The following is a 15752-nucleotide window of genomic DNA, read 5'->3' as shown; positions in this document are numbered from 1 at the left end:
CTTATTCACGCTTTACCTTCTTAATCAGGTCTGACGATGGAAAACACCAAAACCGTAGGCGTCATCGGTCTCGGCAATATGGGCCGGGGCATGGCCCTCTCGCTGCAACGCGCGGGCTATGCCGTGCTCGGCCTCGACAAGTCCGCGCAGGCCGTGGCCGCGGCACGCGAGGCAGGTATCCCGATCGGCGCCGATCTCGCCCAGCTGGCGCGTGAGTGCGCGACCATCGTGCTGTCGCTGCCGACGTCCGCCATCGTGCGCGCGTTGCTCGAAGGCGAGGGCGGTCTGCTGGCGCTGGCGAAGCCCGGCCTGCTGCTGATCGACACGACTACCGCCGACCCGCAGGTCACACGCGAACTCACGGTGGCGCTGAAGGAAAAGGGCATCCGCTTCGTCGATGCGCCGGTAAGCGGCGGTCCGAGCGGCGCGCTCAAGGGCGAGCTGACGATGTTCATCGGTGGTGCCGACGCAGACGTCGCGCATGCACAGCCCGTGCTGTCGGCAATGGGCACCAAGCGCTTCCATATCGGCGACGTCAGCGCGGGACACGTCGCCAAGCTGATCAACAATCTGCTGACCGCGTCGCATCTGGTCACGGCGAGCGAAGCGTTCCGCCTGGCCAACGCGGCGGGCATTTCCACGGAGCAGCTGATCGAGGCCGTGAACGCGGGCTCGGGCCGCAGTGGCGTGACGCTGTTCAACTATCCGAACCGGATTCTCAACAATACTTACAGTTCCGGCTTTACGATGCAGCTGATGCGCAAGGACGTGAACCTCGCGGTGTCGCTTGGCGAAGCGCTCGGGCTCGACCTGCCGACCGTCGATGTGATCGGCGACATCTGGAAGTCGAGCGCCGCCTCCCTGGCCGATGGCGAGGACTTCAACCGCATCGTGAACTTTGAACGCGCCAGCTCGCCTGCCCGCGCCTGATACGTAACGCTCCTGTTCCATGCCGTATGCACACAGAGGTGAAATCACCCGGGCATACGGCAGTCATTCCCAACGATCTCTCCCGTCCAACCGCCGCCGGGCCCTGCCAACCGGCGAAATTTGAAGGTATGCAACCACCGTCCCACTGATCATCCTGGAGTGCAAGATGTCTTTCCCGCGGATTCTCGTTTCCTGTGTTGGCGTCTCCCTCGCGCTGCTGTCCGGCGCGGCGCTGGCGGAATTTCCCGATCGGCCCATCCGCCTCGTGGTGCCGTTTCCCCCCGGCGGCAGTGTGGACTCCGTGGCGCGCGTGGTCTCCATGCAGCTGAGCGAGCGTCTCAGGCAGCAGGTGGTCATCGACTACAAGCCCGGCGCGGCGACGATCGTCGGCGCGGAACAGGTGGCCCGCGCGGCGCCCGACGGCTACACGCTGCTGCTCGGCACATCGACGACGTTCGTGGTGAACCCGATCATCTACAGCAAGCTCAACTACAACCCCGAGTCGAGCTTCGATCCGGTGGGCATGGTGGGCAGCGCGTCGCTCGTGCTGCTGGCCAACAGCGGCGTGGCGGCGCAGAGCCTGCCGCAACTGCTCACGGACATCAAGGCCAAGCCGGGTACGTATTCCTACGGTTCGCACGGCACGGGCTCCACCGTCAACTTCGCGGGCGAAATGCTGTGGAATGCGGCAGGCGTCAAGGTGCTGCACGTGCCGTACAAGGGCAGCGCGCCGGCGATGACCGACGTGATGGGCGGACAGATTCCGTTGAGCTTCGATGCGGTGCCTGCCTCGGTGGCCGCGCTCAAGAGCGGCAAGGTGCGCGCGCTCGCCGTCACAGGCACCAGGCGCAACCCGATGCTGCCGAACGTGCCGACGGTCGCCGAAAGCGGATTCCCCGGCTTCCGCATGGATTCGTGGTTTGCCGTCGTGGCGCCGAAGGGCTTGCCGGCACCGGTGAAGCAGAAGCTCGTCGCGGAACTCGCGGGGGTGATGGCCGAACCCACGGTGCAGGAAAAGCTCGTGAACCTCGGCTTCGACCCCGAGTACGGTGCGCCGGCGAAGTACACGGAGTCCGTGCGCGCCGACACGAAAAAGCTGGCACCAGTGGCCAAGGCCAACAACATGATGCAGGATTGATCGTTTTCCACGCGAGCCAGAACCATGACACGTACCGCAGCGCTGCAGTCCGCGATCCAGTACCTCGATGAAGGCCAGCTGTTCACCGACCTCGCGCGCCGCGTGGCGATCCGCTCCGAGAGCGATCTCGGCGCGGACCCGGCCACGCTGGGCGAATATTTCGACGCCGAGATGGTGCCGTGGCTGCGGCGCCTCGGGTTCGAGGTCAGTGTCTCGCCGAATCCGGTGAAGACCGGCGGCCCGTTCCTCGTGGCGCGGCGCGTTGAAGATGCCACGGCGCCGACCGTGCTGACCTATGGCCACGGCGACGTCGTCAACGGGCAGGAGGCGAGCTGGCGGAAGGGGCAGGGCCCGTGGTCGCTCACCGTCGATGGCGACCGCTGGTATGGACGCGGCACGGCCGACAACAAGGGCCAGCATACGATCAACCTCTCGGCACTCGAGCACGTGCTTGCCGCGCGGGGCGGAAAGCTCGGCTACAACGTGATCGTGCTGATGGAGATGGGCGAGGAAGCGGGGTCGCCGGGGCTGCGCGAGTTCTGCGAGGCCAATGCCGAACAGTTGCGCGCGGACCTGTTCATCGGCTGCGACGGTCCGCGTGTCGCGGCGAACCGGCCCACGCTGTTTCTCGGCTCGCGCGGCATGGTCAATTTCACGCTGTCGATGCGCGCGCGCGAACGCGCCTACCACTCGGGCAACTGGGGCGGCGTCATCTCGAATCCGGCCACCGTGATCGCCAACGCGCTGGCCACGATCGTCGATGCGCAGGGCCGCATGCTCGTGGACGACCTGATGCCGCCCGAGATCCCGCCCGCCGTGCGCGCGGCACTGGCCGATATCGAACTCGGCGGCGGCAAGGACGATCCGCCGTTCACGCCCGAATGGGGCGAGCCTGGATTGTCGGCGGCGGAACGGCTCGTCGCATGGAATACGATCGAGGTGCTTGCGCTGGGCGCGGGTTCGCCGCAGCGTCCCGTCAACGCCATCCCGCCCACGGCCGTGGCGCATTGCCAGTTGCGCTTCGTCGTCGGCACGCGCTGGCAGGAGCTGGAATCGATCCTGCGCACGCACCTCGATGCACTCGGCTTCAACGAGGTGGAGGTCGGCATCACCATGAGCGGTGCCGCCACGCGGCTCGATGTCGAGCATCCGTGGGTGCGGTGGGCATCGGACTCGATCGTGGAAAGCACCGGCAGTGCGCCGGCCGTGCTGCCGAACCTCGCGGGCACGTTGCCCAACGACGTGTTCGCCGACGTACTGCGGCTGCCGACGATCTGGGTACCGCACTCGTATCCGGCGTGCGCGCAGCACGGTCCCGACGAGCATATGCTGACCGATGTCACGCGCGAGGGCCTGCGGATCATGGCCGGTCTCTACTGGGATCTGGGCGAGCGGGACGCGCTGCCCGCGATGGCAGCCTGACGTTGGGGTTTGACGGGGCGGGCTTGATGGGGCGAGTTTGACAGCAAGATCGCTTGCGGTGTTCACTACGTGGCAGTGATCACTAACGCCTGTCTCCCGTCATGACTCTGGATCAACTCAGGGCGTTCGCCGCCGTCGTCGAACATGGCAGCATTCGCGCCGCCGCGCGCTCGCTCGATCTCGCCCAGAGCGGCCTGACGCAGCAGATCAAGCGGCTGGAGACGTCGCTGGGCGTGAGCCTGTTTGCGCGCGGCAATCGCGGCATCGTACTGACGGGTCCCGGAGAAACGCTGCTCGCGCGCTCGCGCATCATCCTCGGGGAGTGCGAGCGTACCGAGCAGGAATTCCAGAGCTTCCAGGGCAACCTCGTCGGTTCGATGAACGTGGGCGTCTCGTCGGAGGCGTTCGCGCGAATCGTGCCGCCCGTGCTGCGCGCGTTCCGGCAGCGCTTTCCGTTGTTTTCCGTACATCTGGCCAGCGGTCCGGCAAGTTCGCTGCTGAGCGGCATCCGGGAAGGCCGCATCGATTTCGCGCTGACGCTCGTCTCGCGCCGCACCGATGTGACGGACCTCACGAGCACACGGCTCGGGAAATCGGAACCCGCGATCGTCTGCCGCGTTGGGCACCCGCTCGAACGCGCGCGCAGCATCAGGTCGCTGGCCGAATGCGAGTGGGTCAATACACGTCCGCCGGGTCAGGCCGGGCTCCCGTCGAACCGGCTCGTCGACCTGTTCCACCACGCGGGACTCGAGACGCCGAACATCGTGGTCACGGTGGAGTCGCTGTACGACACCCTCAATCTGGTATCGCGGACAGACCTGCTGTTTCTTGCGCCGCGCATCGCGCTGGAGCAGGAGGGGTTCCAGGACGCGCTGCGCGAGATCCGGATCGCCGAGACCATTCCCCCGGCCGACCTCTGCCTCGTGCAGCGCACCGCGGTGCCGCTCCCTCCGATCACCGGCGAGTTCGCGAAGATGCTGATCTCGTATAGCCGGATGTTGCGGAAGGGCGCGAAGTAGCCTGGCTGCGGCCTACTGCGCCTTCCCCGTCGTCATCGACTCCAGCACGCCGTCACGGCGCACCAGCCCGTGATACAGCGCTGCGGCGAAGTGCAACAGCAATACCGCGAACAGCGCGAAGGCACCGATCGTATGGGCCTGACGCAGCACGGCATACAGATGCGGGTCGTGCGGCAGGATCGGGGGTAGCTCCGTCTGTCCGAACAGCACGATCGGGAAGCTGCCCGCCGACTGCATCCCCCAGCCTACCAGCGGCATGGCGATCATCAGCGCGTACAACGCGAGGTGCGAGGCATGCGCGGCCACGCGCTGCAGCGCCGGGAGCGAAGCCGGCAGCGGTGGCGGCCGGTGCGTCAGGCGGTTGATGACCCGCAGCACGGCCAGGCAGAAGATCGCGATGCCGATTGGCCGGTGCACGGTCAGCAATGCGGTATAGCGGTCCGACACCGTCGATACCATGCCGATGCCGATAAACAGCATCGCCACGATCAGCACGGCCATCACCCAATGCAGCGCGCGCGAAACGAACGAGAAGCCCTGGACGTCGTTGCTCATGATTTACCTCCGGCCTTCACTTCGGATTCGGTGACCGCGCTGGGCGGCTTGGCGCCGCGCTCTTCCTCGCGCAGCAGGAACGAGCGGGCATAGGCGGCCGACCGCGCGCTCGGGATCGCATCGGCCGAGGTGGAGATGCCGGCCGGCAGCACGGTCGGATCGAACGTGATATCGGTACAGCTGGCACCGGGAGTGTCCTCGCTCGCCAGCTTGTCGAGCGTGACCGTCCCGATATCGACATGCTTGCGGTCGTCGGGCCAGGGCAGGTCGGGCCGGACGGGATCGTCGGGCTGGCCGATCGTCACGATCACCTTCCACTTGAGCGGCTGCGCCGCGTCCTTGATCAGCGCATCGAAGAGGTAGTTCTTGTCCGGCTGCTGCGGACCGAGCGGGGCGAACGCCTGTTCGGGCGCGAGCGACCAGCGCACCGGTACCGACGCGCCCTCGCGGCTGACGAACAGGAACGTGTTGAGCGCGTTGTAGGTGGTATTCGCAAACCCGGACGATGCCTGGCGCTTGCCGACGATGCCCACCGCCTTCAGGAAGTCCGGATGCGCGGCAACGAATGCCTTCATCTTCTCCGGATCGGGCTTGCCGGTCTTGGGATCGGGCACGCCGGTCAGCATCTGCGCATAGAACGCGTCGACATCGGCAAACGGGAAGACCGGGATATCGATCATCGCCATGCGCCATTCCTCGGCGCCCGTGGGATTGATCTGCAGGGCGAGACTGCGGATCAGGCCGGGGGCATCGGGCACGTAGGGCATGCCGCCCGCGAACGCAAAGCGGCCCACCACCGGATACTTGCCCGGCGCCATCAGCCTGGCGCGGCTGTATTGCGTGCCGGCACCGGTGCTCTCGAACCAGCCGACGGCGCAGACGCCCTTCGCATGGTTGCGGCGGAACCCGATGTGCTTGCCGTTGGCGGCTTCAAAGCCGTCGACGACCCGATGCGGGGACAGCCGCTCGGGGGTCAGCCATCCACCCGTATAGGCGAATGCGCCGGCCAGGCACAACGTTGCCAGCCCGATCACGCCGAAGCGGATCGCCAGCGCGGCGGGGCCGAGTCTGGGTGGAAGCCCGGAGGGATTCCGCTTGTCTTGGTCCATGGTCACTCCTGCTGTATGGACAGCACCTGATTTTGTGGGGGTGGCGACGGAACATTCGCCACCATGGCAAGGTATGCCACGGGGCGCGCGGAAACCATCCGACGATGGCTTGTCGCATCCAACGTTCTGGCTTGATCCGCCTATACGTTTGTATAGGACAAGAATGTGAGGTTGGATGCAAAAATCGCGCGAGCCGGTACGATGCCGGCCCGCTGGGTCAGACCAGTGCCGCCCCGCCATCGACATGCAGGGTGGTGCCGTTCATGAAGCCGTTGGTCATCAGGAAGACCACGCCGGCGGCGGCTTCTTCGGCGGTGCCGAGGCGATGCAGCGGGAGTTGCTGCTTCAGGGCATCGACATAGGCGTCGCGGCCTGTACCGAGGGTGCGGGCCAGCAGCGGCGTGTCGATCGGGCCCGGAGACAGCGTGTTGACGCGCACTGGCGCGAGCTCCAGGGCCAGGCCCCGTGCGAAGGCTTCCATCGCGGCGGACGCGGCGGCAAGGACGGCCGTGCCGTACGCGCTGGGGCGGTCCGCGAGGACCCCCGAGATAAACGTCACCGAGCCGTTCTGGTCGAGGCGGTCGCCCAGCGCGCGGATGGCGTGGACCGATGCCCAGATACGTTCGTCGAAGGCGCCCCGCAGATGGCCCACCTCGGCTTCGCGAATCTTTCCGCCCACGAACGTGCCGGCCAGCAGCACGAGGTGGTCCACGTGCGTAATGTCAGCAAGCGCTTGCTCTATCTCCGCACCCGACTTCACGTCGAGCGCGCGCCAGCCTTCGAAACCGTGTTCTTCCGCCAGTTGCCGCGCGGCGGCCGCGTCGCGTCCGATGATGATCACGCTGGCGCCGAGCGCCTTGGCCTGCAGGGCCGCTGACAGGCCAATGCCGGACGTGCCGCCGAAGATCACCGCACGCTTGCCATCGAGGCGCTGCGGTACGTTCTGGGCCTGCGAAGTGTTGACGTTGTTCATCGCTGTTCTCCTCTGTTTCCGGTTGGACGCCGGTGCGGCGTCGTTGGAAAGCATCGTAGATTGCAGCGTCTTGCTTGAAAATGTGGTTCACATTCGCTTTAATAGTGCCGTCATGGAACAAATTGGCATCGAACGTCTGACCGGACTGCTAGCCTTCGCCCGCGCGGCGTCGCTCGGCAGCTATACGGCCGCCGCACGCTCGCTCGCGGTATCGCCATCCGCGGTAAGCAAGAGCATCCAGCGTCTGGAGCAGAATTTCGGTCTGCGCCTGTTCAACCGCACGACCCGGTCGCTCACGCTGACCGCGGAAGGCCGCGATCTGCTCGAGCGCGCGCAGCGTCTGCTGCGCGACGCGGAAGAGATCGAGCAGGCCGTGGTGGCCGCGCGCGCCGAACCTTCCGGCACGATCAAGATCGCCGCGGCGCTGCCCATCGGCGTGAATATCCTCGCGCCCGCGCTGCCGGCCTTTCGCGCGCGATACCCGAAAGTCGCGGTGGACCTCCGGCTTGGCGACCAGTATGTCGACCTCGTCGAGGAAAGCATCGACGTCGCGGTTCGCGTGGGCGACCCGGGCGACTCGCGACTGATCTCCCGGCACCTGGCCCCGCACCGCATCGGCCTCTTCGCCTCCCCGGACTATCTCGCGCGACGCGGCACGCCTGCCGGCCCCGAAGATCTCATGCATCACGAGTGCGTGAATTTCCGCTACCAGCGCACCGGGCAGGAAGCGGCGTGGCCCTTCCGCATGGCCGACCGCATCGCGGACTTCCGGCCGAACGCCGGCCTGGTCATGGACGTCAGCGATGCCGTGGTCGCGGCGCTGGCCGCGGGGGGCGGCATCGGCCTCTCGGCCACGTACGTCGCGGCCAGTCACGTCAGGCGCGGCGAGCTCGTGCCCGTGCTGCACGCGTTCACGCAGGACCGGTTTCCGATTACCGCGCTATGGCCCGAAAGCCGACGCGGCAATCCGAACGTCAAGGCATTCGTGGCGTTCCTGTCCGAAGCCTTTCCTTCGCCCACGCCTTGGGATGAGATCGTGGCGGCCGCCGCGCGCGGTGACTGACCTTTACTCGTCGAACGTGCCCTGATACTCGGGTGCGGCGTCCGACCGCGTGTTCAGCTCGAACATCACGCCGCCCGGTTCGCGGCAGAAGAAGCGGGAGCCGCGGCCGTTGTTGAAGATGTCGGTCTCCAGCTGGACGCCCTCGCTCCGGAATCTTGCATAGAGTTCCTGCACGGCTTCGAGCGTGGGCAGTTCGAAGCCCGCGTGGAAATTGCGCGGCCACTCGGGGCGAAAATCGCTGACATGTTCGATGACCACGTCGAAGCCCTGTCGCTTGATGATGTAGGACTCTTCCCAGCGGCCCGCGATGCGGAAGCCGAGATAGCGTTCGAAGAACCGGGCCGTCGCGGCCGTGTCGGCGGAAGGAAAGCTCAGGTGGTTGAGCTTCATGGTGTGCATGATGTCGGTCATCGTGATGGCTCTTGGCAAGTGTGCGCTAGGTACGGCGCGGCGGCGGGATGCCGTCGCTGCACGATGACGTCAGAATATAAGCAATTGCTCATATTTCGTACTCGCATGGGCAGGCGGATCCGGCCGGGCCGAAATCGCTCACCTGTCACGCGTTTCCAGCGCGTTCGCGGATGCGCCGGCTGTCGGCTGCTCACATTTTCGAGCGAGCCAGATAGCCGAAGACGGCGGCGCGCAGCCGAGCCTCCAGATTCTCGATATCGCGTTCGCCGCGTTCGCCCGCGGCATCGACCATGCCGCGGATCATGGCGAGCAGGTCGCCCGCCGCGACGTCCGGTTGGGGATGTGCCGGCGCCGCGCGCCGGACGATGCTCAGCACCAGCTGCTCGATCTTCGCCTTGGACACCTCGCCCTGAATCGCGGGGCGTCCTTCTTCGATATCGAGCAGCCGCGCGAGACGTGGCCGTTGAAGCTGCTGCCGCGCGCACGCGCGAATCAGGTACTCGAGCGCGGCCTTGCCGCTGCGCATGCCGAGCGCGGCGGCCATGTCGTCATGGAACGCGCGCGACTCGCGCCGGATCAGCGCGACCGTCAGCGCATCCTTGCCCGGGAAATACTGATAGAGCGAACCGATGCTGACACCGGCGCGCTGTGCCACCGCATTCGTGTTGAAGCCTTCGAAGCCATGCAGCTCCAGGACCTGCGCGGCCGCTTCCACGATGGCCGCGACCGTTTCCTCGGCACGCACCTGCGTGGGTGCCTTGCGCGGCCGCAGCGTCTGCTTCGATGCCCGCTGTCCCATGGGTCAGTCGTTCTCGAAGTCGTTCCCGAGGATGGGCCGCAACTGCGTGAAATCGTTCGGGTAGTACGGCGGCACGGCGTCGGGATTCTTCTTGCGCGCGAGATCGACGAAGCGCCGGTCGGCTTCGAAAACGAGCATCACTTCGTGCTTGCGGATGCCGAGCGCCTGCGCGCGCTCGAGATCGCGGATGCTCTTCGCGCGATAGGCGATGGTTCGCATCAGCAGATCGTAGAGGACCTTGGGCCGCCGCGCGATCGCTTCCTGCACCGCCTCGTCTTCCTTCTTCAGCAGACGCGTCCACAGCTTCGAGGTCTTGAGCCCCTCCGTGTGTTCGGCCATGGAAGCGAGCTGCGTCTTCTGCAGCGATGCATCGAACGCCACGCCCGTTTCCGTCAGGTAATGCTGGAGCTCCACCACGTCGAGGTCGAGCAGCCGCGTATGCGTGGGCCGGTTCGCCGGGGTGGGGACGTAGTTGATGTCCGTCCAGTTCGACGGAAACGCGGCGAGCTTCTCGAAGGTCTCGCGCCACTCGTCATATTCCCGCCAGCGCCACGCGCGATTCTTGAAGAAACGCTCGTAGCCGCGCGTGAAATAGCCGCCGAGGTTCAGTCCATCGCTGCCGCTCTCCTTGACCAGCAGGAGCAGCTCGGCCACGTCGTCCTGCGACAGGCCTTCCACGTTGGCCATGACTTCCGCATAGACGCGGTCGTATGCGCTCTTCGGCATGCTGACGATCGGCGGCACCGGACGCGTGTCGGCCGGCCGCGCGGCCGGTCCCGGCACGGATGCGGGGGCGGCGCCGGGCGTGCGCCCCCGCGCCTTTTTCTTTCTCCGCTTCAGAAAATTCAGGAAACTCATCGACTACGGCCCTCTAACGCCTGTGCCTGCCCCGGCAATATTCTCGCCGATACTCTAACGCGTCTTGCACATGAAAAAAGCCATGCCCTTGCGAGCATGGCTTGTTTTCGTGACAAAACCGGGCGGTGAGCGGCCCACACGAGCCTCCGTCTCCCCGGTCCGGGGTCAGTCGAGCGAGATCTTCCCCGCCTTGACGATCTCGGCATAGCGCACGGTATCGCGCTCGATCAGCTTGCGAAACTCCTCGGACGTGCCGCCGACGGGCACGAAACCGAGGTCGGTCAGCTTCTTCGCGACGTCGGGGCTCGCGGTGGCCGCGGCGATCTCCTTCGCCATCCGATCGACGATCGGCTGCGGTGTGCCGGCCGGCGCCAGCAGGCCCGTCCACGAGCTCATGAGGAAGCCGGGAAAGCCTGCCTCCTCCATCGTCGGAATATTCGGCTCGCCCGGCCAGCGCTTGGCCGACGCCACCGCCAGCAAGTTGATCTTGCCGGATTTCACATGCGGCATCGGCACGAGCAGCGGGTCGAACGCGACCGACACCTCGCCGGACACCAATGCCGGCAGGATGGGCGCGCTACCGTTGTACGGCACGTGGGTCATCTTGACCTTCGATTCCATGGCCAGACGCTCGCCGGTCAGGTGCGCCGAACTGCCGATGCCGCTCGAACCGAACGTGAGCGTGTCCGGGTGCTTCCTGCCATAGGCCACCAGTTCGCCGACGGTCTTCGCCGGTACCTTCTTGCTCGCGAACAGGAACAGCGGCAATTCGGCCATCTCCGCGACGGGCACGAGGTCCGAGGGCTTGTAGCTGAGCTTCGAGTACAGCGACATGTTCGCGCTGTAGGCCGCGAGGATCGAGACGAACGTATAGCCATCGGGCGTCGAACGCGCGGCCACGCCAACGCCGAGCGTGCTGTTCGCCCCGGGCTTGTTCTCGATGATGATCGGCTGGCCAAGGCTTTGCGCCACCTTCTCGAACACCACGCGCGAAACCGTGTCGGTGGAACCGCCCGGCGTATAGGGCACGATGACCTTGATGGGCTTGGCGGGCCATGCCTCCGCGGCGTGCGCGGCCGGTGCGGCCACGATGCCGGCCGTCAGCACGGCGGTGAGGATGCCAGCCAGTTTCGAGATACGGGTGCGCAGCGCGCGCGGCGGGCGCAGCGCGTCAGTCTTGATACTCAAGTTTGTCTCCGATGTCTTTCTGTGATGCCGCTCGTTTGGGCGAGGGCGGCACCATTATGACGGCCGGTCTTGCCGTCAATGTCGGGACAAACCACGAATTCCGGACGCGGGCGCGAACGCGGTGTGCGATTGCCGGTCAATCACGCCGCGTTGTTCCGCCATGCGGTCAGCGTCAGTGCTGACGCGCGGTGCCGGGCTTGCGTTCGAAGAGGGCCGGCACCCAGGCCAGCATCTTCGCGATATCGGCGAAGGACGGCAGCAGCGGCGTGGCATGGCGCACGGCATTGCGGCGTGCGTAGTGGCGCAGCAGTTGCGCGCCGACCGGACGGTTGAAGTAAGCGGCCTCCGGGTATTGCTTGGACGACATGGTCGTATTCCCTACTGTGGTTCGAAATCAGCCTACAGTATACACTACATTGGTGCGGTGCACCAAGGTGTGACATGGGCGTGGTCGCCCATGGGGCACGGGGTCGGCGTCGGTGCCGGTATCGGCGCGGGTCAGCCGCGAGGCGGTTCGCCGTCGATGTTCATGGCCTCGACGGCCTTGGCGGCGCTGTAGACGTGGCGCGTGGCCAGCAGTGAAGCGAGGTCGGCATCCCCGGCGATGACGGCCTGGAGGATCTGGGCGTGCTCGTCCCAGTTGATGCGCGCGCGGCTCAGGTTGGCCGGCGCGAACAGCAGCGCCGTGCGTTCGCGCAGCGAGCGCATCATGTCCTGCAGCACGCTGTTGGCGGCGATGTTGCCCAGCACCTCATGGAAGCGCGAGTTCAGTTCGACGAAGCGCTCGGTCTGGCCGCTGTTGACGGCGGCATTCCCTTCTTCCAGCACCTTTTCGATCTCGGCGATCAGCGCCGGATCGCGGCGTTGTGCCGCAAGCTTGGCATTGAGACCCTCGAGCGTGGCGCGCACTTCCACCATCTCGCGCGCGATATTGGGGGAGAGACGCGCCACCGAGGCGCCGCGCCGGGGCTCGATCTTGACCAGTCCTTCGGCGGCAAGCGCGCGTAACGCTTCCCGCACCGGGATGCGGGAGACGCCGAGCTCCTGGGACAGCGTGTTCTCGACGAGCCGTTCGCCCTGCTCATACTGGCCGCCGAGAATGCGCTGGCGCAGCGTGTCGGTCACCAGCGCGAACAGCGGCGAGTGCTGCGCGCCAAGGCTGGCTACCGGAAGGTCCGGCGTCGTGGAACGGGGCAGGCCCGCGGAGGCGTCGTTCATGATCATGGAAGGCGGCGTGAATGCCGCTATTGTATACGGTCAACATCGCAGCCGCCTTCCAGATCTAGCTTGGACGGATGTCAGGCATGCTGGAACGTGAAGCCATCGGCGTAGACAAAGGGTGACTGCGCGCCCATCGCCGCGAACGTCTGCCGCGCATCGCGAATCATGTTCGGCGAGCCGCACAGGTAGATCGCATGCTCGGACAGATCCCCATGATCCTGGCACACCGCGTCCTGCACATGGCCGCGCCGTCCCTGCCAGTCGTCGCCGGCGCGCGAGAGTACCGGTACGTACTGGAAATCGTAGAGACGCTCGCCCCACGCGGCAATCTCGTGGTGCAGATACAGATCCTCCATCGACCGCGCGCCCCAGTACAGCGAGACCGGCGGACAATCGGGGTCGTCCATCAGCGACTCGAGCATGCTCTTGATCGGCGCGAGCCCCGTGCCGGTAGCGACCATCAGCAGCGGCCGGTAATCTTCCTTGCGCAGGCTGAAGTTGCCATGCGGCACTTCCACCTCGAGCCGGTCGCCGGGCTGCAGCGTCGGCAGCCGCGTGGCCGTGAAGCGGCCGCCTGCGATGCGCCGCACGTGGAAGTCCACGTCGTTGCCGCGCGGCGCCGATGCCATGGAGAAGCTGCGATGGGTGCCGTCGTCGAGCAGGATCTTCATGTACTGGCCCGGCGCGTACTGGAACGACACGTCGTCCGGCAGCGCCAGGCGCAGATGCGCGACCTCGGGGCCGAGCCAGCCTAATTCGCGCACGGTCGCCGTGACGCGCTGCGCGGGAATGTCCACGTCGCCCGCGCGCGCCACGCTGAGTACGAGGTCCGCGGTGGGCCGCGCCTGGCAGGCGAGTGCCGCGCCGGTGGCCGCCTCTTCCTCGGTCAGCGCCATCGGGAACTCCTCGTACGCGACCGCGCCTTCGACGACCTGTACGCGGCACGTGCCGCAACCGCCGAACGTGCATTCGTGCGCGAGGCACACCCCCGCGCGCAATGCGCCGTCGAGTACCGTCTCGCCGTCGTTCACGTCGAACGTGGCCTGGGTCTCGATGACATGAATGCGATAGGACATGACTGGTGGCCCTCCTGCCTGCTTACTTCTTGATGTCCGCCTGCGCGAGCACCTGCAGGTCCTCGCCCGCCAGCAGATCGCGCAATGCTTCCAGCGCGGCCACGCCGCATGCGGTGTCCTGCTCGCCGTTGCCGCCCGAGAGGCCGACGCCGCCGATCACCTCGCCGTTGACGACCACCGGAAAGCCGCCGACGAATACGGCGAACTTGCCTTCGAAGCTCCACTGAATGCCGAACGCCTCGTTGCCGGGCAGCGCGGGACCGTTGGGGGCCGTATTGAACAGATGCGTCGAGCGCTTGTGGCCGGCCGCGGTGAACGCCTTGTTCCATGCGATCTGCGGACCCGTGATGCGCGCGCCGTCCATGCGTTCGAGCAGCAGCGGATAGCCGCCGTCATCGACGATGCAGATGGACTCCAGCACGCCGATCTCCCTGGCCTTGGCGACGGCCGCCTCGACCATGACGCGGGCCTCGCGCAGTTCGAGCTTGATGCTTGCCTTCATGAATACAGACTCCTTGCAGATGGATTTAACAGCCGCGGTAGATCGTCTTGATCTGGGTATAGAACTCGATGCCGGCGCGGCCGGATTCGCGGAATGTCGCCGTGCTCGACCGCTTGAGCCCGCCGAACGGCGCGTTGACGAGGTTGCCCGTGGTCGTGCGATTGATCTTGACGGTGCCCGACTCGATATCGTTGGCGAAGTCGTGCGCATATCGCGGATTGCGCGTGGCGATCGCCGCGGACAATCCGTACTCGGTGTCGTTGGCCTTGGCCATCGCATCGGCGTAGCTGGTCGCCTCGATGATCGCGAGCACCGGCCCGAAGATCTCCTCGCGCGCGATACGCATGGACATCGTCACGTCGGTAAAGACCGTCGGGGCCACGTAGTAGCCGTGCGCGAAATCGCCATCGGTCAGCGCGTTGCCGCCCGTCAGCAGCGTGGCTTCACCCTTGCCGATCTCGATATAGCCGAGTACGGTCTCGCGCTGCTTGCGCGTGGCCAGCGGGCCGAGGTCCATGCCGGACTGCATGCCGCTGCCGATCTTGAGCGATTTGACGCGCGCCACGAGCTTCTCGATGAAAGCCTGCTTCACCGCGGCCATCACGATGATGCGGCTCGTGCCCGTGCATGCCTGGCCGGACAGCGACAGGCCACCCTTGACCGCGAGATCGACGGCCTGGTCGAGATCGGCGTCCTCCATCACGATCAGCGGGTTCTTGCCGCCAAGCTCCATCTGCGTGCGCGTGGTCATCGATACCGCGCGATGGATCTGCTCGCCCGCCGACGTCGATCCCGTGAACGACACCGCGCGAATGGCTGGCGATGCGACGATGGTCTCGCCCACTTCTCCCGCGCTGCCGGTCAGGAAGTTCAGCACGCCGCGCGGAATGCCGGCCTTGACGAACGCCTCGGCCAGCCGCAGGCCGGAGAGGGGCGCATCCGACGACGGCTTGAACACGACGGTGTTGCCCGCGATGAGCGCCGGCGCGATCTTGCGCGCGGGAATCGACACCGGGAAGTTCCACGGCGAGATGACGGTGACCACGCCCAGCGGCTCGCGCTGCGTGTAGACGACCATGTCCGGATCGTCCTGAGGGAAGGTCTCGCCCGAGTAGGTCTGGCCTTCCACCGCATAGAAGCGCAGCGTCTGCGCCGAACGCACGATCTCGTCGCGCGCCAGGTTCAGTGCCTTGCCTTCCTCGCGCGTGAGTTCCGCCGCGAAGGCATCGGCATTGGCTTCGAGCCAGGCCGCGGCATCGTTGAGGATCTTCGCGCGCTTGCCGATCGGCGTCTTGCGCCAGCCCGGGAACGCGGCGGCCGCCGCCGCGACGGCCGCCTCCGCGTCACGCGCGTCGGACGCCGCATGGCGGCTGACGATCTCGCGCGTGTCGGCCGGGTTGATGTTGTCGAACAGGCGACCGCTCACGCTGTCGCACCATTCGCCGTCGATGTAGTTGCGGTACGTGTCCGTCATCGTCGTGGCCCCGT

General features: G+C 66.3%; 17 protein-coding genes. 5 read left to right on the top strand and 12 right to left on the bottom strand.

Annotation, left to right across the window (positions count from 1 at the left end; translation table 11 throughout):
• Positions 1-36 precede the first annotated feature (36 nt).
• The 4 genes from FOB72_RS25600 (at position 37) to FOB72_RS25585 (ending at position 4509) form a co-directional block, all read left to right on the top strand.
• On the top strand, positions 37-930 hold the full coding sequence (locus FOB72_RS25600) for an NAD(P)-dependent oxidoreductase (protein WP_150375514.1): 894 nt from the start codon (positions 37-39) through the stop codon (positions 928-930).
• A 166-nt stretch (positions 931-1096) separates the two neighbouring features.
• Positions 1097-2068 carry a Bug family tripartite tricarboxylate transporter substrate binding protein gene (locus tag FOB72_RS25595; protein ID WP_150375512.1) on the top strand — a complete coding sequence of 324 codons (972 nt, stop codon included), beginning with the start codon at positions 1097-1099 and terminating at the stop codon, positions 2066-2068.
• 24 nt (positions 2069-2092) lie between these two features.
• The gene (locus tag FOB72_RS25590) at positions 2093-3490 is read left to right on the top strand and encodes a M20 family metallopeptidase (RefSeq protein ID WP_150375510.1); all 1398 of its coding nucleotides are present in this window, start codon (positions 2093-2095) and stop codon (positions 3488-3490) included.
• A gap of 101 nt (positions 3491-3591) precedes the next feature.
• On the top strand, positions 3592-4509 hold the full coding sequence (locus FOB72_RS25585; RefSeq protein ID WP_150375508.1) for a LysR substrate-binding domain-containing protein: 918 nt from the start codon (positions 3592-3594) through the stop codon (positions 4507-4509).
• 12 nt (positions 4510-4521) lie between these two features.
• Here the strand turns inward: FOB72_RS25585 and FOB72_RS25580 are convergent, their stop codons facing one another.
• The 3 genes from FOB72_RS25580 to FOB72_RS25570 form a co-directional block, all read right to left on the bottom strand.
• Positions 4522-5064: a cytochrome b gene (locus tag FOB72_RS25580; RefSeq protein WP_150375506.1), complete on the bottom strand. Its 543-nt coding sequence runs from the start codon at positions 5062-5064 to the stop codon at positions 4522-4524.
• Positions 5061-6173 (bottom strand): catalase family peroxidase, encoded by a 1113-nt coding sequence (locus FOB72_RS25575; protein WP_150375504.1) that lies wholly within the window; start codon positions 6171-6173, stop codon positions 5061-5063. Before FOB72_RS25575 ends, FOB72_RS25580 begins: the two co-directional genes overlap by 4 nt.
• Positions 6174-6390: 217 nt before the next feature.
• The gene (locus tag FOB72_RS25570; protein WP_150375502.1) at positions 6391-7146 is read right to left on the bottom strand and encodes an SDR family oxidoreductase; all 756 of its coding nucleotides are present in this window, start codon (positions 7144-7146) and stop codon (positions 6391-6393) included.
• Positions 7147-7258: 112 nt separating this feature from the next.
• On the opposite strand from FOB72_RS25570, the gene FOB72_RS25565 reads away from it, so the two are divergent.
• On the top strand, positions 7259-8209 hold the full coding sequence (locus FOB72_RS25565; RefSeq protein ID WP_150375500.1) for a LysR family transcriptional regulator: 951 nt from the start codon (positions 7259-7261) through the stop codon (positions 8207-8209).
• A 3-nt stretch (positions 8210-8212) separates the two neighbouring features.
• Here FOB72_RS25565 and FOB72_RS25560 read toward each other — a convergent pair whose 3' ends face one another.
• The 9 genes from FOB72_RS25560 to FOB72_RS25520 form a co-directional block, all read right to left on the bottom strand.
• Complete coding sequence (locus FOB72_RS25560) at positions 8213-8620, bottom strand: VOC family protein (RefSeq protein WP_191002270.1); 408 nt, start codon at positions 8618-8620, stop codon at positions 8213-8215.
• Positions 8621-8810: 190 nt separating this feature from the next.
• Positions 8811-9419, bottom strand: coding sequence for a TetR/AcrR family transcriptional regulator (locus FOB72_RS25555; RefSeq protein WP_150375498.1), 609 nt, complete (start codon positions 9417-9419; stop codon positions 8811-8813).
• A 3-nt stretch (positions 9420-9422) separates the two neighbouring features.
• The gene (locus FOB72_RS25550; RefSeq protein ID WP_150375496.1) at positions 9423-10277 is read right to left on the bottom strand and encodes a hypothetical protein; all 855 of its coding nucleotides are present in this window, start codon (positions 10275-10277) and stop codon (positions 9423-9425) included.
• 165 nt (positions 10278-10442) lie between these two features.
• Positions 10443-11405: a Bug family tripartite tricarboxylate transporter substrate binding protein gene (locus FOB72_RS25545; protein ID WP_223851799.1), complete on the bottom strand. Its 963-nt coding sequence runs from the start codon at positions 11403-11405 to the stop codon at positions 10443-10445.
• Positions 11406-11637: 232 nt separating this feature from the next.
• Complete coding sequence (locus FOB72_RS25540) at positions 11638-11832, bottom strand: hypothetical protein (protein WP_150375494.1); 195 nt, start codon at positions 11830-11832, stop codon at positions 11638-11640.
• Positions 11833-11963: 131 nt separating this feature from the next.
• The gene (locus tag FOB72_RS25535; protein WP_150375492.1) at positions 11964-12683 is read right to left on the bottom strand and encodes a GntR family transcriptional regulator; all 720 of its coding nucleotides are present in this window, start codon (positions 12681-12683) and stop codon (positions 11964-11966) included.
• An 80-nt stretch (positions 12684-12763) separates the two neighbouring features.
• Positions 12764-13762, bottom strand: a complete 999-nt coding sequence (locus FOB72_RS25530; protein WP_150375490.1) for a 2Fe-2S iron-sulfur cluster-binding protein — start codon at positions 13760-13762, stop codon at positions 12764-12766.
• Between the two features lie 22 nt (positions 13763-13784).
• Entirely contained in the window at positions 13785-14264 is a 480-nt protein-coding gene (locus FOB72_RS25525) for a GlcG/HbpS family heme-binding protein (protein WP_150375488.1), read from the bottom strand.
• Positions 14265-14289: 25 nt separating this feature from the next.
• On the bottom strand, positions 14290-15738 hold the full coding sequence (locus FOB72_RS25520; RefSeq protein ID WP_150377409.1) for an aldehyde dehydrogenase family protein: 1449 nt from the start codon (positions 15736-15738) through the stop codon (positions 14290-14292).
• Between the last annotated feature and the right edge of the window lie 14 nt (positions 15739-15752).

This window comes from Cupriavidus pauculus (genome assembly GCF_008693385.1).
Classification (GTDB): Bacteria; Pseudomonadota; Gammaproteobacteria; order Burkholderiales; family Burkholderiaceae; genus Cupriavidus; species Cupriavidus pauculus_D.
The sequence above is the reverse complement of the archived record's forward strand: the minus strand, read 5'-3'. Positions and strand labels throughout refer to the sequence as shown.